Raw genomic sequence first — 19,528 nt, forward strand, 5'->3', positions numbered from 1 at the left:
TTTCAAAGAGCAACTTTCAGGAAGCCGCCAACCATCATGCTGACTATTAGAGCCGTGCGCCCGGAGTGGGTGACGCTGGTCGCCAGTGCTTTTTTATTAGTGGGTTTCAACGTCATTCTCTGGCAACACCTGCTGACGATCACGGCGGCTGGCGGTCGGGGCATGCTGTTGTGCGTGGCGTTTGGTGTGATGATTTTCGCTGCGTTCAACCTGGTGCTGACGCTGCTGGCGTTCCGTGCGGTGCTCAAGCCCTTGTTGGTGCTGCTGTTTTTGATCAGCGCCGGGGTGGCGTATTTCATGGCCCAATATGGCGTGCTGGTCGACGCCGGCATGTTGCGCAACTTCGCTGAAACCAATGCCACGGAAGTCCGTGATCTATTGTCGCTGAAGTTATTTGCCTACCTCGGGCTATTAGGAGTATTGCCGTCCTGGTTATTGTTAAAGACCCCGATCAACTATCGCCGTTGGCCCAGAGAGTTGTTGAGTAAGTTCATTGTCGGCGTGGTCTCGGCTGCGGTAATTGGCGTGGTTGCCCTGGCCAATTACCAGGGGCTGTCTTCGTTGTTTCGCAACCACCACGAACTGCACTTGATGGTCGTACCGAGTAACTACATCGGTGCTTCGATCGGGTACTTGCGCGAGCAGGTCGCGTCCGCCAAGCAGCCGTTCATCCCGTTGGGCGAGGATGCGATTCGCAACCCCGCCTGGCAAACCCATGCCCGCAAATCCTTGACCGTACTGGTGGTAGGGGAGAGCGCTCGTGCCGAGAACTTTGGCATCCTCGGTTATAACCGCGATACCACGCCGGCCCTGGACAAAGAGGCCGGCCTGATCGCCTTTACCGATGTGTATTCCTGCGGCACCGAAACCGCCGTGTCGGTGCCGTGCATGTTTTCCAACATGGGGCGCAAGAATTACGACGCCAGCAAGGCCAAGAATGAAGAAGGCCTGCTCGATGTGCTCAAGCGCGCTGGGCTGGAGGTGATCTGGCGTGACAACCAGTCTGGCTGCAAAGGCACCTGCGACCGCGTCACTCTGCAGGATGTCAGCAATCTCAAGGATCCGATCCTGTGCGCCAACAGTGAGTGCCGCGACGAGATCCTGCTCCAGGGGCTGCAGCATTTCATCGACACGCTCGACAAAGACACAGTGCTGGTGCTGCATCAGATGGGCAGCCACGGGCCGGAATATTTCAAGCGCTATCCCAAGGAGTACGAGCATTTCACCCCGGTGTGCGAAAGCAACGCGCTGAACAATTGCAGCCGCGAGAGCATCGTCAATGGCTACGACAACACGCTGGTGTATACCGATCATGTGTTGTCGACCTTGATCGACTTACTGCGGGCCAATCAGGACAAAGTCGACACGGCCATGTTGTACCTGTCGGACCACGGCGAATCCTTGGGCGAATACAACCTGTTCCTCCATGGCACGCCCTACATGCTTGCCCCGGAGCAACAGAAACACGTGGCGATGCTGGCCTGGTTTTCCGACAGCTATCAGAAGTCTTTCTCGGTCGATACCCATTGCCTGCAGATGAGTCGAGACAAACCCCTGAGCCAGGACAATCTGTTTCATTCGATGCTCGGGTTGCTGGAAGTCAACAGCAAGGTCTACAACCAGGACCTGGACCTGTTCGCCAGTTGTCGCAGTGCGGTAATCGACGGTGTGTTGGCCCGGGAATGATCACCTACACCTTTTTTTCACGCAGGGTTGTTTAACCTGCCAGCCAACCATTCTTTCAAGAGCTGTTCGAATGTCCGGGCCACCCCCATCCAAAGTCGAACTTGAGTTCGCCAGGCATCACGATCAGGAGCATGCGCAGGTCTGCCGCCAGCCGGCGCCCAGACGGCTGCGTCTCTCGTTCTGGCGTGACGAACAAATGGTGCGCAACGCCCTGAAAGTGGCCGGCGAGCCTGGGCTGGTGCTGGATGTGGCATGTGGCGCAGGGCGATTTTGGCCGGTGCTGGCCGAGCATGCCAACCGGGTGATCCTGGCGGCGGACCCATCGCCGGATATGCTTGAACATGCACTCACCCACCATGGCGGGGCGTTGCTCAAGCGGGTCAAGACCTTTCCGAGTTCGGCGTTCACCATCGGGCTGTCGGCCAACGCGGTGGATTGTATTTTTTGTCTGCAACTGTTTCGGCACATCTGCGCCAGCGAGCATCGGTTGGCGCTGCTGCGCGAATTTCACCGGGTCAGTCGCGATACGGTGATCGTCTCGGTCCAGATCGAAGGGCGCTTTAAAATCGGCCATTCGTCACAACACAGCCTGGCCGGCAAGGCTGATGTTGAAGCCGAGTTCCGTCAGACCGGTTTTGCGGTGCTGTGGTATCAGGATTTCGTGCCCGGTTTTGCGCTGACGCGGGTTTACGTACTGCGTAAGACCGGTTAAGTCCTGATGTAGGACTATTCTTGCGTTTTCGCAGGCGATTTCTCTCAGGCTCCCGCTCTATGGATGCTCGCAATGGCCGGCGGCGATATATACTGCGCGCCATTCTTCAAGGGAGAGCCGTGTGGCCATCGATATTCACTGGATTCGCGACAACGATAGCCTCGGTCAGTTTTGCGCCGAATGGCAGCAGTTGCCATTCGTCGCCCTCGACACCGAATTCATGCGGGTCGACACCTTTTACCCGATTGCCGGTTTGCTGCAGATCGGTGATGGCAAGCGTGCCTACCTGATTGACCCCTTGACCATCGACAACTGGCAGCCCCTGGCCGCACTGCTGGAAAACCCGACAGTGCTCAAGGTGCTGCACGCCTGCAGCGAAGACCTTGAAGTGCTGCTGCGTTTAACTGGCAGCCTGCCCGCGCCCCTGTTCGACACTCAACTGGCCGCCGCTTACCTGAACCTGGGTTTCTCCATGGGTTACTCGCGACTGGTGCAGGAAGTGCTCGGCATCGAATTGCCCAAGGGCGAGACTCGCTCCGACTGGTTGCAACGGCCGCTGTCCGAGACGCAGATCAGCTACGCGGCTGAAGATGCGGTGCATCTGGCGGAGGTTTTCGTACAACTGCGTCCGAAGCTTTCCAACGAAAGATACGCCTGGGTACTGGAGGACGGCGCCGAACTGGTGGCCAACCTGCGTCGCGAAGTCGACCCCTATGAGGTGTACCGTGAGGCCAAGTTGGCCTGGAAACTTTCCCGTGCCCAACTGGCCGTGCTGCGCGAACTGTGTGCCTGGCGCGAGCGGGAGGCGCGTGCCCGTGACGTGCCGCGCAACCGTATCATCCGCGAGCATTCGTTATGGCCCCTGGCTCGCACGCAGCCGGATAATCTCGGCGCGCTGGCGAAAATCGAAGATATGCACCCGCGTACCGTACGCCAGGATGGCGAGTTTCTGCTGGAGCTGATTCAGCGCGCCGCCAGCGTGTCGCCCGAGCAATGGCCGCCGGCGGTGGCTGAGCCGTTGCCCATCGAGGCCTCGGCGCTGGTCAAGCGCCTGCGGGCGCTGGGCCAGGCTGAAGCCGAGCGCCTGGGGATTGCCCCGGAGCTGATGCTGCGCAAGAAAACCCTCGAAGCGCTGCTCAAGAGCGGCTTTCCCGAGGGCCCTTACCAATTACCCGATTCGCTGCGTGGCTGGCGCCGCGAATTGATGGGCCAGGCGCTGCTCGACAGCCTGGCCACCGCCGGAGAACAGCCTTGAAACGTATCTGCTCCATCTACCGAAGCTCGAAGAAAAACGAGATGTACCTGTATGTGCTCAAGAGCGATGCCTTGAAGCGTGTGCCGGAACCTCTGATGGCTGCCTTTGGCAAGGCGATCCATGCCTTTGACCTGGTGCTGAGCCCCGAGCGGGAGCTGTCCCGGGAAGACATCGGCAAAGTGCTGGAAAACCTCGACACCCAGGGGTATCACCTGCAGATGCCACCGGCCGAGGACGAATACATCGAGCATTTGCCCGAAGAGTTGCTGCGACGCAACGATCCGGTCTGATGCTCTCCTGGGCACCCGTCCTGGGGGCTCTTGAAACACTGGAATGGTTTATTGGCGATGACCGCCTGGATAGAGCGACACTCTGTCGGCGGTTGTCTGCATTGTTTTTGAAAGGTTGATTCATGCGCGTTCTGATTGCCGAACACGACCACGCGGTGTATGCCCAGCTTCTGCGTCAAGCTGCACCCGATCTCGAAGTCCTGACCAGTGGCGACTCTGCCGAACTGTCGCGACTGGCCGCCGATTGCCCGGTCTGGCTGGGTCAGCCCGATCTGCTGGGCACCCTGTTGCGTCAAGGTCATCGTCCGCTCTGGCTGCAATCGACCTGGGCGGGCATCACGCCGCTGCTGGCCGAGGGCTTGACGCGCAATTACCGCCTGACCCGTGCGGTGGGCATTTTCGGCCAGGTGATGGCCGAGTACGTGCTGACTTACATGCTCGGCCATGAGCGCGAGGTGCTGGCGCGGCTGGTCAGCCAGGTCGAGCGCAAGTGGGACAACCGCCAGGGGCAAGGTTTGGCCGGGCGCAAGGTACTGATCGTCGGCACCGGTGATATCGGCCAGCGTGTGGCGCAGTTCCTGGTGCCGTTTGGCGTGCAGTTGTATGGTATTGCCAGCGAAGCCCGGGAGCTGGCGCCTTTCATTGAGGTCGGGGCGCTGGAGGATTTGCCGCGGTTGGTAGGTGAGGTGGATTACGTGATCAACCTGCTGCCAAACACGCCTAACACCCATGACGTGTACGACGCGGCGCTGTTCAAGCAATTCAAGCCAACCGGACTGTTCATCAATGTCGGACGCGGCGTTGCGGTGGTGGATGCGGACCTGGTGCAAGCCTTGAAAGAAGGGCACCTGGCCGGCGCAGTGATCGACGTTTGCAGGCAAGAGCCGCTGCCGCAGCGTCACCCATTCTGGACCGCCTGGGGCCTGCTGTTGACCGGCCATAGCTCGGCGCCCACCTCACCGACGATGATGGTGCAGTTGTTCCTGGAAAACCTGCGGGCCTATCAGGCCGGCGAAGTGCTACGCGGGGAAGTGGATTTCACCCGGGGCTACTGAAGCCACCCCGATAAAATTAATGTGGGAGCGGGCTTGCTCGCGAAAGCAGTGTGTCAGTCGACATCAATGCCGACTGATCTGACGCTTTCGCGAGCAAGCCCGCTCCCACAGTTTTTAGAGGGTGAAGTCGCCTTCCGCCACCAGTTCACTCAACGGTCGGCGCGGGCTTGGGGTTTCGCGGGCCTGGAGGTAATCGGCCAGGGTCGATTTGTCCCCCAGCTTGCCGATTGCCACGGCGGCGTGCAGTGCATAGCCTTGCGGGATCTTCAGTTCCTTGCGGGTCAGTTCCTGGTCGAAACCGGCCATGCCATGGGTGTGCCAGCCGCTGAGGCTGGCTTGCAGCGCGAGATGGCCCCAGGCCGCGCCCGTATCGAAGGTGTGGCACAGCGCCGGGGTTTCTTCGGTGGCGCCGGGTACCGCGAAGGTGGTTTTCGAGGCGATAATCACCAGCGCCGAGGCATGTTGAGCCCAGCCGCGGTTGAATTCATTGAGCAGGCCCAAAAAACGCTCCCAGTTTGGCGTGTCGCGGCGCGCATAGAGAAAGCGCCACGGCTGCGAGTTGTACGCCGACGGCGCCCAACGAGCGGCTTCGAAGAAGCCCAGCAGGGTCTCCTCGGCAATGCTCTCACCGGTAAAGGCTCGGGGCGACCAACGCTCGATGAACTGAGGATGAATAGCGTAATCGGCAATGCGAGAATTAGCGCTCATGGACTTACCTGACTGGGTTCGGGAGGTGGATGACGCAACCTACTTCCCGACGCGCGGCCTGACAAGCCCCTCCCTACCGACAGTCGCCAATGCTTGGCCTGGAGCGGTCCCGGCACTAGACTGTCGGCCTTTTCACCACCTGATGTTGATGCTTGAGCCATGGCCGCCAAAGTCGAACCGTTCTGGATACGCAAAACCCTCGATCAGCTCGACTCGCAGGAGTGGGAATCGCTGTGCGATGGCTGTGGCCTGTGCTGCCTGCAAAAACTCGAAGACGAAGACGACAACAGCGTCTACTACACGCGCATCGCCTGCAAACTGCTGGACCTGAAAACCTGCCAGTGCACCGACTATCCCAACCGCCGCGACTTTGTTCCCGACTGCATCCAGCTCACGCCGGGCAAAGCCGATGAGTTCAAATGGCTGCCGCCGACCTGCGGTTATCGGCTGGTCAGCGAGGGCAAGGACTTGCCGTTGTGGCACCACCTGGTCTGCGGCGACCGCGATGCCGTGCACCACGAACGCATTTCTCAGTCTGGGCGTATGTTGGCCGAGGGCAGCGTGCCCGAAGACGATTGGGAAGATCATCTGATTTTTCGCGCCGGCTGATCCGCTGGTGTCGCATCACCTGGGGGAGCCCATGGCTGCAGGACTGAAACGGATGCTGGCGGCTGGGCTGCTGGCGGTGTGCGGGCCACTGTGGGCGGCGCAGAAAGTCGATCTGGATTATCACGTGCATCTGTTGCCGCAGAGCGACCAGGCTGAGGTGCGCCTGACCCTGGCACGGGGTTCGGCGGTGCGCAGCCTCGATTTTGACCTCGGCGATGGCAGCCGCTACAGCGACTTCAAGGCTGATGGTCAATGGCAGTTTTCGCCGGGTAAGCAAGCGCGAGGTGTCTGGCGCCCGACCGCCGACAAGTCCAGCCTGAGCTACCGCGTGCGCATCAGTCATGCCCGCAAGACAGGCACCTTCGAAACCCGCATGACCCCGGCATGGGCCTTGCTGCGCGGCGATGACCTGGTGCCGTCGGCCAAGCTCGATCAGCAGGACGGTGTCGAACTGGTTGCCCGCCTGGAGGTTGAATTGCCCGACGGCTGGAAAAGCATCGAAACCCCCTGGCCGCGCATCGGCAAGCAACGTTTTCGCATCGACAACCCCTCGCGGCTCTTCGACCGTCCCACTGGCTGGATGCTCGCTGGCAAACTGGGCAGCCGCCGCACACGCCTGGGAGAAACCGAAGTCACGGTGGCCTCGCCCCGAGGCCAGGGCATGCGCCGGATGGACGTGCTGACGTTGTTGACGTTCGTCTGGCCGCAGGTGCAGGCGCTGGTGCCGCGTCATCCCGCCAAGCTGCTGATTGTTGGTGCAAGCGACCCATTGTGGCGTGGCGCCCAGGCCGGCCATGACTCGATTTATCTGCACAGTCGCCCGCCGCTGGTCAGCGAACGGGGCAGCAGCGCGTTGTTGCGCGAGTTGGTGCAGGCGCTGGCGCGTGTTCATGATCATGATCGCAGCGATTGGATCAGCGAAGGTCTGACCGAGTACTACGCCATCGAACTGCTGCGTCGTGCCGGTGGCATGAGTGATGACCGCTACCAGGCCCTGAATGACCGGCTCGCGCGGGACAGCAAGGGCGTCACCACCTTGCGCGGTGAGCAGGTCGGCCCGGCTGTGGTGGCCAAGGCAGTATTGCTGCTGCAGGAACTGGATCGCGAGATCCGCTTGAAAACCCGTAACAAGCGTTCGCTGGATGATGTGTTACAGGGGGCTATGCGCCTGGAAACGGTCGACACCCAGGAGTTTGTGCAGCTCAGTGAAAGCATCCTGGAGGGGAGCTCTACTGTGCTGGATACCCGGTTACTTCAGTGACACCGCTATCGCGGGCAAGCCTTGCTCCCACAGGATTGAGTCATACAAAATCCAATGTGGGAGCAAGGCTTGCCCGCGATGAGGCGATCAATTTCACCGCAAAAACTTAGAATCCAGCTTTTGGTGACGGCGAATCCAACGAATCATTCCCCGTCACCGTAGCCGTACCCGTCGCCGCCTCGGCATTGGCCTTCAAGCGGCTCAGCTCATCACCGGCCTGCTCGATGCGGGCGCGGGCGCTGTGCAGATTCTGACGGTTCTTTTCCAGCAGGCTTTTGGCCGAGCAATGCCCGGTGATGCCCCGCGCCAGCGCCATGCCGCCGATCGCCAGTTGGGCCAAGCCGATCACTCCGCCACGGCGCAAGCCTTTGCCCATCATCAGCACGCCGCCGGCCAGTGAGCCAATGCGTTCCCAGCCGTGCACGTTCTGCGGCGGATGAGATTGGAAAGGGGTGGTCTCAATCGGCTCGAACGGGTTGTTATCGCTCATGATCTGTCTCCAGTGTGGGGATCGGTATAAAACTGACTGCCCGAGCGATTCCCTTGTTCAATCCAATTGCACACCGATCAGCGGAATTGCGGGCCCGAACGGGTGTTGTTGCCTTTGGCCATGCGGTCGTACAGCACGACGTTGACCGTGGCGGCCAGGTTCATGCAGCCGGTAGTGGGGATGTACACCACGTCTTCGCACCAATCGCGAATGTCTTTATCCAGCGAGCCGTCCTCGGGGCCGAAGATGTACAACGCCCGGTCCGGGTGCGTGTATTCGGGCAAGGGACGAGCGCCTTCCACCAGTTCCACGGCCACCGGCACACAGCCCAGGGGCAGGATTTTCTTCAGGTCGTCGATGCCGATCAGCGGAATGTCGTAGTGGACTTTCTTGGTGTCGGTGACGAAGTCGGCGGCGCGCTCATAGCGCTTGCCGGTGTAGAACACCGACGCCACGCCGTAGCAGCCGGCGGCACGCATGACCGAACCGACGTTTTCCGGTGACTTGGGGTTGAACAGACCGATGCAGCTATAGCGTTTGTTGGCCACGGACGGGGTGCCTTTGGGAAAAGGCGCGATTATACGGGGAATGGGGCTGCGTGTTCAGTTTGTGAGTGGGGGCTGATGGTCGGTTACCTATTCACGAACCTGACCAATCGGTAACGTCCCCGCCAGCGTCGTGAAAGGCACCAGTCGTTATGGTTTGCCTGACAAATGACTGCCGGAGTTCCTCATGAAGACCCTTGATGCCTTGCTCGCCGTTTCGATCCTGTCCCTTTCTTCCCTTGCCTTGGCGGAAGGAGGAGGTGACCGGGTTTATGGCCGGATGATCCAGAACAATCAACAAGCCATGGCGCAATACGCCGCCGCAAACGGCAAAGCCGTCGCCGAAATCGTTCATTACGAATACGGCATGAAACTCGATGTAAAAAAAGTGGTGAGCATTACACCGGCCAATAAAGGCTGTGGTGTCGGACCGTCGCGCATGACTTACGAAGACTCGAACGGCAAGCTCAATACCGTGGAATACAGGCTCCTGGGTGATAACTGTCCGAATGGCGGCTGATTACCGTCTCGTTTGTTCTCCTTTGGTTTTGAGACGGTCAGGCGCCTGGTGGCGCCTGTTTTTTATGTGCTCCGGATTATTGTGCTGGCGTGTTACGCAACCTCAAGGCATTGAACACCACCGATGCCGAACTCACGCTCATGGCGATGGCGGCAATCATGGGCGAGAGCAAGTGACCGGTCAGGGGGTACAGCAGGCCTGCTGCCAACGGAATACCCATCGAGTTATAGAGGAAGGCAAAGCCGAGGTTTTGGCGCATGTTCCTGACGGTTGCCACCGAAAGGGTGCGGGCCCGCAAGATCCCCATCAAATCGCCTTTTACCAAGGTCAGTTGGGCGCTGTTCATTGCGACATCAGTGCCTGTCCCCATTGCAATGCCTACGTTCGCCCGAGCCAGAGCGGGTGCGTCGTTTATCCCGTCACCCGCCATCGCGACCTGGCGGCCATCGCGTTGCAGGTCCGCCACCAGGCGCTCCTTGTCCTCGGGTTTGACTTCGCCATGGACCTCTTCAATGCCCATCTCCCTGGCCACGGCGCGTGCGGTGGTGAGGCCGTCGCCGGTGGCCATGATGATTTTTATGTCGTGAGCCTTGAGCCGGTTGACCGCTTCCCTGGAGGTCGGCTTGACCGGGTCCGAGACGGCCAGCAGCCCGGCCAGCACGCCGTCGACCGCCATGTAGATAATGCTGATGCCTTGGGCGCGTAGTTGTTCGGCCTGTTGTTGCAATGGGCTGACGCTGATACTGGCGGCGTCCATCAGGGCGGTATTGCCCAAGTGGACCTGCTTGCCGTCCACCAGGCCACTGACACCGATGCCACTGGCGGATTCAAATGAAGCAGGCTTGATCAGTTCAAGGTGCTCGGATCGTGCGTGATCGACGATGGCGTGGGCCAGGGGATGCTCGCTGCCCTGGTCGAGGCTGGCGGCCAACAGCAGCACCTGGCGGTCGTCGAAGCCCTGGGTGGCCTTCACGCTGTGAAAAGCTGGGCGACCTTCGGTCAGGGTGCCGGTCTTGTCGACGATCAGCGTGTCGATCCTGCATAAGTTTTCGATGGCGCTGGCGTCCCGGAAAAGCACGCCCAGGCTGGCAGCCTTGCCGGTGGACACCATGATCGACATGGGTGTTGCGAGCCCCAATGCGCAGGGGCAGGCAATGATCAGCACGGCGACGGCATTGATCAGCCCGAAGACCCAGCCAGGTTCGGGCCCCAACAACCCCCAGCCGAAAAAGGTCAGTACGGCGATGGCAATCACGCCCATGACGAAATAACCAGCGATCACATCGGCCATGCGTTGCATCGGTGCTTTCGAGCGCTGGGCCCGGGCGACCATCTGAACAATTTGTGCCAGGACAGTCTCGGCGCCGACCTTCTGCGCCGTCATCACCAAGCTGCCGTGGGTGTTGATCGTGGCACCGATCAGGCTGTCCCCGGCGCGTTTGATCACTGGAACCGGCTCGCCGGTGAGCATCGACTCGTCAACGGCACTTTCCCCTTCGAGCACCGTACCATCGACCGGGACCTTCTCGCCGGGCCTGATCCTCAGGTGGTCACCCCGATGGACGTGGCTCAGGGGGATGTCTTGTTCCTGGCCATCGGCATTGATTCGGCGCGCGGTTTTGGGTGACAGCCCCAGCAGCGACTTGATGGCGGCCGACGTCTGCGAGCGAGCCTTGAGCTCCAGCATCTGCCCCAGCAACGTGAGGGAGATGATCACCGCGGCGGCTTCAAAGTAGACGCCGATGCGTCCCTCTTGCATGAACGTGGCGGGAAATCCCTCAGGCCAAAACGTGGCTGCGACACTGTAGAGATAGGCCGCCGCGGTACCCAGGCCAATCAGGGTCCACATGTTCGGGCTACGCTGGCGAACAGAGGCCACACCCCGCACAAAAAACGGCCAGCCTGCCCACAGGACCACTGGCGTGGCCAGAAAAAACTCGACGAGATTTTGCGTGACGCCGTGAAACAGCGACAGGGCGTGCCCCGCCATGGCGAGCACAGTGACGATCACCGTCAACGGCAGGGACCACCAGAAGCGGCGGGTGAAGCCCTTGAGTTCTGGATTGTCCTCTTCTTCCAGCGCGGGCATCACCGGCTCCAGCGTCATGCCACACTTGGGGCAGGTGCCGGGGCTGGATTGGCGTATTTCCGGGTGCATGGGGCAGGTGTATTCAGTCGCCATGTCGCCGCTGAGCACTGAAGCACTGTGGTGAAGGTGCACGGGAGTGTCGGACATGGTCAGGGGCCTTCCTGATCCCTGCGGTTTACGGGTGATTCGCCATGTCGTCCATGACCGCCATGGCCATGGCCGTGCCCGTGTCCGAAGACATGCATCAAGGGACACATCAGGAGAATCAGGTACGGCCAATTCCCCGCGATGTGGCTGAAGTGTTCTCGCGCCAGATAGAAGAGGCCGATGGCCAACAACATGATCAATACAATGCCGGTCTTGTTCCGCCAGAAGGGCGTTGTGCCAGCAGATGGGGGTTGATGAGTGTTCATGGTGTCGCTCCTTCAGGCCGGGCGCGCCGCCACCCATAGCCACAGCATAGGCAGGGCGTGCTTTGGCAGATTGATATTCATCAACCTTGGCTTACTTCGCCTGTAAATGAGGGAAGTAACGGGCATGCTAAAGGTGCGGAGCTGTCAGCGACCTGACGGGGACATTGCAGATTTGTCAGCGGGTTCCCATGAAAGCGGCTTAGGCAGCCGCTGCACAGTGGAGTAGGCCACTTGTGGCGAGGGATTTTACCTGTGGCGCAAAACGTTGCTGCGGAAGATAAAACCGCTCGCCGCAATGGCTGACTATTCGTCTTTCTTCATCAACCCGGCCAGCGCGGCGAAGGGGTTGTGGGTCGCCTTGGCGATTTTCGGGGTGCTCAGGGAGCCGTCGCCGAAGTATTGCTGGTCGGTGTAGCGCGAGTGTTCGTTGTCGTGGCAGTACAGGCACAGCAGTTCCCAGTTGGAACCGTCCTGCGGGTTGTTGTCGTGGTTGTGGTCGCGGTGGTGAACGGTCAGTTCGCTCAGGCGCTTGCCGGAGAACTCACGGGCACAGCGGCCGCAGACGTGGGGGTACATTTTCAGGGCTTTGTCGCGGTAGCCCATTTCCCGATCACGCTGGGCGTCGGCGAGGATGCGGTCCAGCTTGGCGGTGTTGGACGGTGGCGTTGACGAACTCATGGGTTCACCTTTGTAAAAAAGACTGATGACGGTTGAACAGAGTTTAGCTCAGCCCTTGAGCTTCTCGGCAATCCAGATGGTGTGGCGGGTGCCTTTGTTGCCATGGGCGAACACTTGCACTTCTTCGGCCTTGAAACCGGCCTTTTTCAACTTGTCGGAAAACTGCCGGTCAGCGCTGGCCGACCACACCGCCAGCACGCCCTTGGGCCGCAGGGCCTTGGCGCAGGCAGCCAGGCCACCGGTCGAATACAGCCAACTGTTGGCTTTCTGGGTCAGGCCTTCAGGGCCATTGTCGACGTCCAGCATGATCGCGTCGAAACCCTGGGGCTCGGCTTGCAGTACCTTGGCCACGTCCTCCATGCGGATCACCGTGCGCGGGTCCGACAGCGGCCGTCCGGCCTTTTCACCGAGGGGGCCGCGGTTCCACTCCACCACGCCGGGTACCAGTTCGGCCACCACCACCTCGGCGTTCTTGCCCAGGTGCTTGAGGGCCGAAGCGAGGGTAAACCCCATGCCCAGGCCACCGATCAGCACGCGCGAGCCAGGGCGACCGGCAACCTTGCGGCAGGGAATCTCTGCCAGCGCATCTTCGGAGCCGTGCATGCGGGTGTTCATCAACTGCCCGCCGTCACCGCCCTGGATCTTGATGACGAAGTCTTCGCCGTACTCGAACAGGCACAAGGCACCGCCGTTGTCAGGGATGGGAGTGGTGTCGAGCAGAACGAAACGTTTCATGTAAGTCTCATGAGGGAGGGCAAACCGGCGCGGTAAGGACTAGCCTGAAGGTAGACAATAGCCACGGAGCCATTGATGAAGAGCACCATTCTAACGGCCATTGCCTTGGCGGCGCTCTCGATAAGTTGGGTGCAGGCCCAGCAACCGACGATTCCAGTAACCCCGGCGACCATTCCCGGCTCGCCCGGCACTGCCACCCCGATGCCGTACCCACCGGTCACGCCCAACGGCATACCCAAGCCAGGGTCTGGAAGTAACGGGCCGCCGCTGCTGCCGCCGATCGAAATGCCCAAGCCGCCCAAGGATCAGCCAATACCGGGCATGGAGCCGAAACCGCCGAAGGCCAAGTCGCCGGGTGGGTAGGCCCGATACGTGTCACTTAACTTCCAGCATGACGAAATCCTGTGGGGGCACGGTTAAACCTGCTGCGAGAGCAACTGCCCATCGGCCATGCGCAGACGCTTGGACAGCGAGACCGCGAGGGCGCGGATGATTTTGGCGGCGATCTTCGGGGCGTCGTTGAGCATTTTTTCCAGGGAGTCCTTGCCCAGGTTCAGCAATTGGCAATCACTGGCGGCGATGCAACTGGCCGAGCGTCGCTCGCCATCGAGCACGGCCATTTCGCCGAATGCCCGGCCACTGCGCAGCGTAGCGATGGTCACGGGTTGACCGTCGGGGCCGGTTTTCTGCACGGCCACTTGTCCGGTGTGGATGATGCACATGAAGCTGCCGGCATCGCCCTCGCGAAAAATCGCTTCGCCCTCGGCGATGGCGCTGATGCTGAAGTAGCCCGACGCAGCGGCGAAGTCGACAGGCAGCAATTGGTCGAACAGACCGCAGTCCATCAACCAGTCGCGGATTTCTTTGTTCAGTAAGGTCGGTTCTGACATGTCGTCACGGTCTTTTTCTTGTGTCTGTTGCGGGTTCGGGTTGGCCTGGGTGTAAGACGATACCTGGGACCGGTTCTTGTGGGAGCAAGGCTTGCCCGCGATACAGGCGACTCGGTCTGTCTGTCAGATCAAGCTGATGTCATCGCGGGCAAGCCTTGCTCCCACAAAGGCTCGCTCCCACATTGGATTTTGGTTGTCTCAGAGCCTTGCGCATGGAGCTAAGACCCAGCGATCCGATGGAGTTCCTCAACCCAACCCCAAAACCTTCAAAACAAATGCATATTCGAGCGCTACGTCACGCAATCCCTGGTAACGCCCGCTCATTCCGCCGTGGCCGGCGCCCAGTTCGGTCTTGAGCAACAGTGGGTTGTCATCGGTCTTGGTGGCGCGCAATTTCGCCACCCACTTGGCCGCTTCCCAATACTGCACGCGGCTGTCGTTGTAGCCGGCGATCACCAGCAGCGCCGGGTATGCCTGGGCACTGACGTTTTCGTACGGCGCGTAGGCCCGGATCCGATCATAAACCTGCGGTTCTTGCGGGTTACCCCATTCGTCGTATTCGGTGACGGTCAATGGCAGGTCCGGGTCGAGCATGGTGTTGAGCACATCGACGAACGGCACTTCGGCAATCGCGACCTTGAACAGCTCCGGGCGTTGATTGAGCACCGCGCCGATCAGCAGGCCACCGGCACTGCCGCCGCTGATCGCCAGTTGCTCGGCGGTGGTGAAACCGTTGGCGATCAAATGCTCGGCGCAGGCAATGAAATCGCTGAACGTATTGTGCTTGTGCTCCTGTTTGCCGGCGCGGTACCAGGCTTCCCCCAGCTCACCGCCGCCGCGCACGTGGGCAATGGCGAACGCCACGCCACGGTCGAGCAGGCTCAGCCGCGAATGGGAAAACCACGGGTCGAGGCTTTCGCCATAGGCGCCATAACCGTACAAGTACAGCGGCACCGGTTGGCCGAGGGCTTCGCGCTTGACGACCAGGCTGATGGGCACCTGGGTGCCATCCGGTGCTGTCGCCCAAAGCCGCTGGCTGACGTAGGCATCGGCGTCGAATGGGCCCAGTACCGGGGTTTGCTTGAGGACGACCTGTTCGCCGCTGGCCAGGTCCAGTTGGCGGATTTGTGCCGGGCGGTTCAGGGCTTCGTAGCGCAGGCGAATCCGGTTGCTGACAAACTCCAGGCTGTTCTGCACATGCAGGCTGTAGGCCGCGTCCGGCAATTGCACGCGATACGCCGGCAAATCCTGTGGGTGAACTTCGATGATCGGCAGGCCGCCTTCACGCAGGCTCAGGGTCATGGCGCTTGCGTTCAAGCTCAGGCCGTCGATCATCACCGTGTCGCTGTGGGGGATCAGGTTCTGCCAGTCGGCTTCGGTCGGTGCCACGCCTGTGTCGGCGGCCTGGTACAAGGCAAAGTTGATCCCGTCGCGGTTACTGCGGATCAGCCAGGTCCATTGGCCGTCGAGCAGGCCGTGGTCGACGTCGTATTCATGGTTTTCCTGGCGTGGCGCCAGGCAGGTGAAGGGCTGCTGCGGCTGCGTGGCGTCGAGCACCCAGACTTCACTGGTGGTCTTGCTACCCAGGGACAGGATCAACTGCCGCTCGGAGCTGGAACGGTAGCAGTGCAGGAAGAAGCGCCCGTCCGGCTCATGGAACACTTCTTCGGCGGCGGTGCCATCCAGGCGATAGCGCCAGAGTTTGTGGGGGCGATGGGTCTCGTCCAGTTCGCCGAAAAACAGCGTCAGGCTGTCGTTGGCCCAGGTCATGCTGCCGTCGCACTGTTCAAAGGACAGCTCGCTGACCTTGTCGTTGGACAATTCCTTCACGAACAGGGTGTAAATCTCATCGCCCGTGGTGTCCAGACTGTAGGCCAGGCGCTGGTGGTCGGGGCTGATGCTGAAGGCGCCGAGGGAAAAGAATCCGCCTTCGGCCAATGCGTTGGGGTCCAGCAGCAGTTGTTCGCGGCGCTCATCCACGCTCAGGCTGTCGTCGGCCGGACGCGGGCAGCGGTAATGGCGCGGGTATTCATCCCCAGCGGTGGTGCGGGTGTAATACAGGTACGGACCCCAGGGCGAGGGCAGGGACAGGTCGGTCTCGAGGATCCGGCCCTTGATCTCCTGGAACAGGGCTTCGCGCAGTTTGGCCTGGTCGGCGAGTTGCGCCTCTTGATAGCTGTTTTCCGCCTTGAGGTAATCGAGCACGGCGTCGGTGTCGCGTTCCTGCAGCCAGGCGTACGGGTCAACACCGGCGTCCCTGTGGGCAATCGGGGCGTTGGAAACGTGGGCAGATAGGGACATGAAAGACTCTCAAACGATGTACGAAAAGCTCGGCAGACGCCGGGGCAGCCTGATGAGCGAAAAGCCGTTACTATAAGCGCCTATTTGCCTGCCTTGCCATGGACACCATGACCGAGAACGACTATCTGATTGCCTGGGGCCTTTATGCCTTCGCTGCCCTGGGCTGCCTGTTGGTATGGATGCGCATGACCCGCTGGATGTGGCGCTGGTTTCGCGAGCCGTTGCGGCTGCTGATGGCGGTGCTGCTGTTCAGTCCCACTGTCGTTGATCCGGTGAAGGAAAAAATCGCCCCGGCCCTGGCCATTGTGGCCCTGGACGTGCTGTTCAAGGTCGGTAACAACGTCTGGCGGGCAGCGTCCGATCTGCTCATGTACGGCATGATCGCTTTCGGCCTCTATTTGATTTTTGTGTTGATCCGCTTCCCCATCGAGCGTGCATCCAACGCTCGCAAGGAACGGGCCGCCGCCGCAAAAGCCGCCGCCGCGGCCGATGAGCCTGAGGATGAGCCGCCGTTCGGCGTGGCCGGTGATGACCGTTACGGTCGCCCGCCAGTGCCGAGCAACCCGCAGCGTTCGCGTATCGAACCGCGTCTGTAACCAGGCCTGCCCTTTGAAGCGAGAGTTCGAGCATGTGTGAGTTATTGGGCATGAGCGCCAATGTGCCGACCGACATCGTGTTCAGCTTCACCGGGCTGATGCAGCGCGGCGGCAAGACCGGGCCGCACCGGGACGGCTGGGGCATCGCGTTCTATGAGGGCCGTGGCCTGCGCCTGTTCCAGGACCCGGCCGCCAGCAGCGAGTCGGAAGTGGCGAACCTGGTGCAGCGCTATCCGATCAAGAGCGAAGTGGTCATCGGACACATCCGCCAGGCCAATGTCGGCAAGGTCTGCCTGTCCAACACGCACCCCTTCGTGCGTGAGTTGTGGGGCCGCAACTGGTGTTTTGCCCACAATGGCCAGCTCGCCGATTTCCAGCCTGGGGTCAGCTTCTACCGTCCGGTGGGCGACACCGACAGCGAAGCGGCGTTCTGTGATTTGCTCAACCGCGTGCGCCAGGCATTCCCGGAACCGGTGGAGGTGGAGCAACTGCTGCCGTCCTTGATCCAAGCTTGCGCCGAATACCGCAGCAAAGGCGTGTTCAACTGTTTGCTCAGTGATGGCGACTGGCTGTTCTGCTACTGCTCGACCAAACTGGCCCAGATCACCCGTCGCGCCCCATTCGGCCCGGCGCGGCTCAAGGATGTGGACGTGATTGTCGATTTCCAGGCCGAAACCACGCCCAACGACGTGGTCACGGTCATCGCCACCGAACCCTTGACCGAAAACGAAACCTGGACCCGCTACGAACCGGGCCAATGGAGCCTGTGGCGGCGCGGCGAATGCGTCAGCCACGGCCAGACCGAATAAGGACGTCACGTTATGTTGCTCAGTTATCTACGGCTGGTGTTGTTCGCGGTGGGCCTGTTGGTTGGGGTCCAGGTGCCGGGTTTCATCAGTGATTACGCCAAGCGGGTCGAAGCGCATCTGATCGAGGCGCAGACCGGCCTGCAAGGTTTCCAGGGCACCGCCAACCAGTTCTTCAAGGGTGACATGCAGGCCCTGGTGGCCCATTACCGCGCCAGCGAAGACCCGATCTTTCGCAGTGATGCCGACAGCCTGAACACCTTGCTCGTGCGCCAGCAGGCTCTGGACAAGCAATTCCAGGCAATGCAAGGCCCGTGGTACATCCGCTTGCTGCAAGTGGCGCTGGCCGCCGATCCGGACATTCGCAAGGAAACCTGGAACGGCTACAGCTACCAGATCCTGCTGACCCCCGAGGCGATGGTCTGGGGTATCAGCGGCGCCATGCTGCTGTCGTTTGGCCTTGAATGCCTGTTCCGCCTGATCGACTGGGTGGTGCTGGGCGGCAAGCGCCTGCGACAGAGCCGGCCGATCGAAGAGCGCGACCTGCGCGGGCTGTGACGCTGCTGGGCAAAAGGCTCTGGTGGCGAGGGAGCAAGCGCCCTCCCACAGGGGATCTCACGTGTGACGAAGATCCAGTGTGGGAGCGAGCCTGCTCGCGATGAGGTCCTGAAGGACGCCAGAAACTTACTTGGAAAGAAACCGCATCCCTTCCTCCAACCCCTGCAAGGTCAGCGGATACATCCGGTCTTCGACCAATTCCCGCACGATATTGGTCGAGGCGGTATAACCCCAGGTATCTTTCGGGTAAGGGTTGATCCAGATGAGCTTCTTGTACTTCTCCATGAAGCGCTGCATCCACACATAACCGGCTTCTTCATTCCAGTGTTCGACGCTGCCGCCGGCCTGGGTGATTTCATAAGGCGCCATGGCGGCGTCACCGATGAAAATCACTTTGTAGTCGGCACCGTACTTGTGTAACAGGTCCTGGGTCGAAGTGCGTTCCGAGGTGCGGCGCAGGTTGTTCTTCCACACGGACTCGTACACGAAGTTGTGGAAGTAAAAATACTCCAGGTGCTTGAACTCGGTCTTGCAGGCCGAGAACAGTTCTTCGCAGATTTTCACGTGGGCATCCATCGAACCGCCGATGTCGAACAGCAGCAACAGCTTCACGGTGTTGCGTCGTTCCGGGCGCATCTGGATGTTCAACAAACCGGCGTCCCGGGCGGTGTGGTCGATGGTGCCGTCGATGTCCAGCTCTTCGGCCGCCCCTTGGCGGGCGAACTTGCGCAGGCGGCGCAGGGCGATCTTGATGTTACGAGTGCCCAGTTCCACCTGGTCGTCGAGGTTCTTGTACTCGCGCTGGTCCCAGACCTTCACCGCCTTGCCCTGGCGCTTGCCGGCGTCGCCGACGCGGATGCCTTCGGGGTTGAAGCCACCGGAACCGAACGGGCTGGTGCCACCAGTGCCGATCCACTTGTTGCCGCCGGCATGGCGTTCCTTCTGTTCTTCCAGACGCTTCTTGAATTCTTCGATCAACTTGTCCAGGCCGCCCAGGGACTGGATCTGCGCCCGCTCTTCGTCGCTCAGCGAGCGCTCGAATTCCTTGCGCAGCCAGTCTTCGGGAATCAATGCCTGGAGATGATCGTCGAGTTTCTCCAGGCCATTGAAATACGCGGCGAACGCCCGGTCGAACTTGTCGAAATGCCGTTCGTCTTTCACCAGGATCGCCCGGGCCAGGTAATAAAACTCGTCCATGTCGGCGAAGATCACCCGCTGTTTCAGCGCGTTGATCAGGTCCAGCAGTTCACGTACCGACACGGGCACCTTGGCGGCGCGCATCTCATTGAACAGGTTAAGCAGCATGGCAATCGCCCTCGCTCTTGTTAAAC

General features: G+C 60.7%; 22 protein-coding genes. 12 read left to right on the top strand and 10 right to left on the bottom strand.

What is annotated here, in order from left to right:
- The first annotated feature begins 36 nt into the window (after positions 1–36).
- The 5 genes from ACWNZ1_RS00465 (at position 37) to ACWNZ1_RS00485 (ending at position 4,998) form a co-directional block, all read left to right on the top strand.
- Positions 37–1,686 (top strand): phosphoethanolamine transferase, encoded by a 1,650-nt coding sequence (locus ACWNZ1_RS00465; RefSeq protein WP_456027282.1) that lies wholly within the window; start codon positions 37–39, stop codon positions 1,684–1,686.
- Positions 1,687–1,756: 70 nt separating this feature from the next.
- Positions 1,757–2,398, top strand: coding sequence for a class I SAM-dependent methyltransferase (locus ACWNZ1_RS00470; protein ID WP_135844190.1), 642 nt, complete (start codon positions 1,757–1,759; stop codon positions 2,396–2,398).
- 121 nt (positions 2,399–2,519) lie between these two features.
- On the top strand, positions 2,520–3,653 hold the full coding sequence (rnd, locus tag ACWNZ1_RS00475; RefSeq protein WP_135844191.1) for a ribonuclease D: 1,134 nt from the start codon (positions 2,520–2,522) through the stop codon (positions 3,651–3,653).
- Positions 3,650–3,943: a YcgL domain-containing protein gene (locus ACWNZ1_RS00480; RefSeq protein ID WP_092204454.1), complete on the top strand. Its 294-nt coding sequence runs from the start codon at positions 3,650–3,652 to the stop codon at positions 3,941–3,943. Before rnd ends, ACWNZ1_RS00480 begins: the two co-directional genes overlap by 4 nt.
- Positions 3,944–4,065: 122 nt before the next feature.
- Positions 4,066–4,998: a D-2-hydroxyacid dehydrogenase gene (locus ACWNZ1_RS00485; protein WP_265072800.1), complete on the top strand. Its 933-nt coding sequence runs from the start codon at positions 4,066–4,068 to the stop codon at positions 4,996–4,998.
- A gap of 114 nt (positions 4,999–5,112) precedes the next feature.
- On the opposite strand, the gene ACWNZ1_RS00490 is transcribed toward ACWNZ1_RS00485, so the two are convergent.
- Entirely contained in the window at positions 5,113–5,706 is a 594-nt protein-coding gene (locus ACWNZ1_RS00490; RefSeq protein ID WP_135844195.1) for a nitroreductase family protein, read from the bottom strand.
- A 159-nt stretch (positions 5,707–5,865) separates the two neighbouring features.
- Here ACWNZ1_RS00490 and ACWNZ1_RS00495 point away from each other — a divergent pair, with 159 nt between their 5' ends.
- Both ACWNZ1_RS00495 and ACWNZ1_RS00500 read left to right on the top strand, forming a co-directional pair.
- Complete coding sequence (locus ACWNZ1_RS00495) at positions 5,866–6,315, top strand: YcgN family cysteine cluster protein (protein ID WP_135844196.1); 450 nt, start codon at positions 5,866–5,868, stop codon at positions 6,313–6,315.
- Between the two features lie 31 nt (positions 6,316–6,346).
- The gene (locus ACWNZ1_RS00500) at positions 6,347–7,576 is read left to right on the top strand and encodes a hypothetical protein (RefSeq protein ID WP_135844197.1); all 1,230 of its coding nucleotides are present in this window, start codon (positions 6,347–6,349) and stop codon (positions 7,574–7,576) included.
- A gap of 106 nt (positions 7,577–7,682) precedes the next feature.
- On the opposite strand, the gene ACWNZ1_RS00505 is transcribed toward ACWNZ1_RS00500, so the two are convergent.
- Complete coding sequence (locus ACWNZ1_RS00505) at positions 7,683–8,066, bottom strand: YgaP family membrane protein (RefSeq protein WP_135844198.1); 384 nt, start codon at positions 8,064–8,066, stop codon at positions 7,683–7,685.
- 77 nt (positions 8,067–8,143) lie between these two features.
- Complete coding sequence (locus ACWNZ1_RS00510; protein WP_003198862.1) at positions 8,144–8,614, bottom strand: RNA methyltransferase; 471 nt, start codon at positions 8,612–8,614, stop codon at positions 8,144–8,146.
- 184 nt (positions 8,615–8,798) lie between these two features.
- Between ACWNZ1_RS00510 and ACWNZ1_RS00515 the strand changes: the two genes are divergently transcribed.
- Positions 8,799–9,131, top strand: coding sequence for a DUF2790 domain-containing protein (locus ACWNZ1_RS00515; RefSeq protein ID WP_135844199.1), 333 nt, complete (start codon positions 8,799–8,801; stop codon positions 9,129–9,131).
- A gap of 76 nt (positions 9,132–9,207) precedes the next feature.
- Here the strand turns inward: ACWNZ1_RS00515 and ACWNZ1_RS00520 are convergent, their stop codons facing one another.
- The 4 genes from ACWNZ1_RS00520 to ACWNZ1_RS00535 form a co-directional block, all read right to left on the bottom strand.
- Complete coding sequence (locus ACWNZ1_RS00520; RefSeq protein WP_456027283.1) at positions 9,208–11,367, bottom strand: copper-transporting P-type ATPase; 2,160 nt, start codon at positions 11,365–11,367, stop codon at positions 9,208–9,210.
- 2 nt (positions 11,368–11,369) lie between these two features.
- A complete protein-coding gene (locus tag ACWNZ1_RS00525; protein ID WP_135844201.1) occupies positions 11,370–11,633 on the bottom strand; it encodes a DUF2933 domain-containing protein in 264 nt (87 codons plus the stop codon).
- 303 nt (positions 11,634–11,936) lie between these two features.
- The gene (locus ACWNZ1_RS00530; RefSeq protein ID WP_003184246.1) at positions 11,937–12,311 is read right to left on the bottom strand and encodes a YajD family HNH nuclease; all 375 of its coding nucleotides are present in this window, start codon (positions 12,309–12,311) and stop codon (positions 11,937–11,939) included.
- A 48-nt stretch (positions 12,312–12,359) separates the two neighbouring features.
- Positions 12,360–13,046, bottom strand: coding sequence for a spermidine synthase (locus tag ACWNZ1_RS00535; protein WP_135844203.1), 687 nt, complete (start codon positions 13,044–13,046; stop codon positions 12,360–12,362).
- 75 nt (positions 13,047–13,121) lie between these two features.
- Here ACWNZ1_RS00535 and ACWNZ1_RS00540 point away from each other — a divergent pair, with 75 nt between their 5' ends.
- A complete protein-coding gene (locus tag ACWNZ1_RS00540) occupies positions 13,122–13,409 on the top strand; it encodes a hypothetical protein (protein ID WP_135844204.1) in 288 nt (95 codons plus the stop codon).
- A gap of 53 nt (positions 13,410–13,462) precedes the next feature.
- Here ACWNZ1_RS00540 and ACWNZ1_RS00545 read toward each other — a convergent pair whose 3' ends face one another.
- Together ACWNZ1_RS00545 and ACWNZ1_RS00550 are read right to left on the bottom strand one after the other, a co-directional pair.
- The gene (locus ACWNZ1_RS00545; protein WP_014337065.1) at positions 13,463–13,936 is read right to left on the bottom strand and encodes a cyclic nucleotide-binding domain-containing protein; all 474 of its coding nucleotides are present in this window, start codon (positions 13,934–13,936) and stop codon (positions 13,463–13,465) included.
- Positions 13,937–14,182: 246 nt separating this feature from the next.
- Positions 14,183–16,237, bottom strand: a complete 2,055-nt coding sequence (locus tag ACWNZ1_RS00550) for a S9 family peptidase (RefSeq protein WP_456027284.1) — start codon at positions 16,235–16,237, stop codon at positions 14,183–14,185.
- A gap of 98 nt (positions 16,238–16,335) precedes the next feature.
- Between ACWNZ1_RS00550 and ACWNZ1_RS00555 the strand changes: the two genes are divergently transcribed.
- From ACWNZ1_RS00555 to ACWNZ1_RS00565, 3 genes are read left to right on the top strand one after another with little or no spacing between them, the layout of a single operon-like run.
- Complete coding sequence (locus ACWNZ1_RS00555; RefSeq protein WP_135844206.1) at positions 16,336–16,833, top strand: MFS transporter; 498 nt, start codon at positions 16,336–16,338, stop codon at positions 16,831–16,833.
- A 32-nt stretch (positions 16,834–16,865) separates the two neighbouring features.
- The gene (locus ACWNZ1_RS00560) at positions 16,866–17,642 is read left to right on the top strand and encodes a class II glutamine amidotransferase (protein WP_135844207.1); all 777 of its coding nucleotides are present in this window, start codon (positions 16,866–16,868) and stop codon (positions 17,640–17,642) included.
- 12 nt (positions 17,643–17,654) lie between these two features.
- Positions 17,655–18,197 carry a DUF2937 family protein gene (locus ACWNZ1_RS00565; RefSeq protein ID WP_135844208.1) on the top strand — a complete coding sequence of 181 codons (543 nt, stop codon included), beginning with the start codon at positions 17,655–17,657 and terminating at the stop codon, positions 18,195–18,197.
- A 126-nt stretch (positions 18,198–18,323) separates the two neighbouring features.
- On the opposite strand, the gene ACWNZ1_RS00570 is transcribed toward ACWNZ1_RS00565, so the two are convergent.
- Positions 18,324–19,502 carry a vWA domain-containing protein gene (locus ACWNZ1_RS00570; RefSeq protein ID WP_135844209.1) on the bottom strand — a complete coding sequence of 393 codons (1,179 nt, stop codon included), beginning with the start codon at positions 19,500–19,502 and terminating at the stop codon, positions 18,324–18,326.
- Between the last annotated feature and the right edge of the window lie 26 nt (positions 19,503–19,528).

It is taken from the genome of Pseudomonas sp. CFBP 5748 (assembly GCF_053850495.1).

Coding starts and splice junctions, on each gene's coding strand:
- ACWNZ1_RS00465 (WP_456027282.1), top strand. CDS start 37: ATGCTGACTATTAGAGCCGTGCGCCCGGAGTGGGTGACGCTGGTCGCC.
- ACWNZ1_RS00470 (WP_135844190.1), top strand. CDS start 1,757: ATGTCCGGGCCACCCCCATCCAAAGTCGAACTTGAGTTCGCCAGGCAT.
- ACWNZ1_RS00485 (WP_265072800.1), top strand. CDS start 4,066: ATGCGCGTTCTGATTGCCGAACACGACCACGCGGTGTATGCCCAGCTT.
- ACWNZ1_RS00490 (WP_135844195.1), bottom strand. CDS start 5,706: ATGAGCGCTAATTCTCGCATTGCCGATTACGCTATTCATCCTCAGTTC.
- ACWNZ1_RS00495 (WP_135844196.1), top strand. CDS start 5,866: ATGGCCGCCAAAGTCGAACCGTTCTGGATACGCAAAACCCTCGATCAG.
- ACWNZ1_RS00500 (WP_135844197.1), top strand. CDS start 6,347: ATGGCTGCAGGACTGAAACGGATGCTGGCGGCTGGGCTGCTGGCGGTG.
- ACWNZ1_RS00505 (WP_135844198.1), bottom strand. CDS start 8,066: ATGAGCGATAACAACCCGTTCGAGCCGATTGAGACCACCCCTTTCCAA.
- ACWNZ1_RS00515 (WP_135844199.1), top strand. CDS start 8,799: ATGAAGACCCTTGATGCCTTGCTCGCCGTTTCGATCCTGTCCCTTTCT.
- ACWNZ1_RS00520 (WP_456027283.1), bottom strand. CDS start 11,367: ATGTCCGACACTCCCGTGCACCTTCACCACAGTGCTTCAGTGCTCAGC.
- ACWNZ1_RS00525 (WP_135844201.1), bottom strand. CDS start 11,633: ATGAACACTCATCAACCCCCATCTGCTGGCACAACGCCCTTCTGGCGG.
- ACWNZ1_RS00530 (WP_003184246.1), bottom strand. CDS start 12,311: ATGAGTTCGTCAACGCCACCGTCCAACACCGCCAAGCTGGACCGCATC.
- ACWNZ1_RS00535 (WP_135844203.1), bottom strand. CDS start 13,046: ATGAAACGTTTCGTTCTGCTCGACACCACTCCCATCCCTGACAACGGC.
- ACWNZ1_RS00540 (WP_135844204.1), top strand. CDS start 13,122: ATGAAGAGCACCATTCTAACGGCCATTGCCTTGGCGGCGCTCTCGATA.
- ACWNZ1_RS00545 (WP_014337065.1), bottom strand. CDS start 13,936: ATGTCAGAACCGACCTTACTGAACAAAGAAATCCGCGACTGGTTGATG.
- ACWNZ1_RS00550 (WP_456027284.1), bottom strand. CDS start 16,237: ATGTCCCTATCTGCCCACGTTTCCAACGCCCCGATTGCCCACAGGGAC.
- ACWNZ1_RS00555 (WP_135844206.1), top strand. CDS start 16,336: ATGGACACCATGACCGAGAACGACTATCTGATTGCCTGGGGCCTTTAT.
- ACWNZ1_RS00560 (WP_135844207.1), top strand. CDS start 16,866: ATGTGTGAGTTATTGGGCATGAGCGCCAATGTGCCGACCGACATCGTG.
- ACWNZ1_RS00565 (WP_135844208.1), top strand. CDS start 17,655: ATGTTGCTCAGTTATCTACGGCTGGTGTTGTTCGCGGTGGGCCTGTTG.
- ACWNZ1_RS00570 (WP_135844209.1), bottom strand. CDS start 19,502: ATGCTGCTTAACCTGTTCAATGAGATGCGCGCCGCCAAGGTGCCCGTG.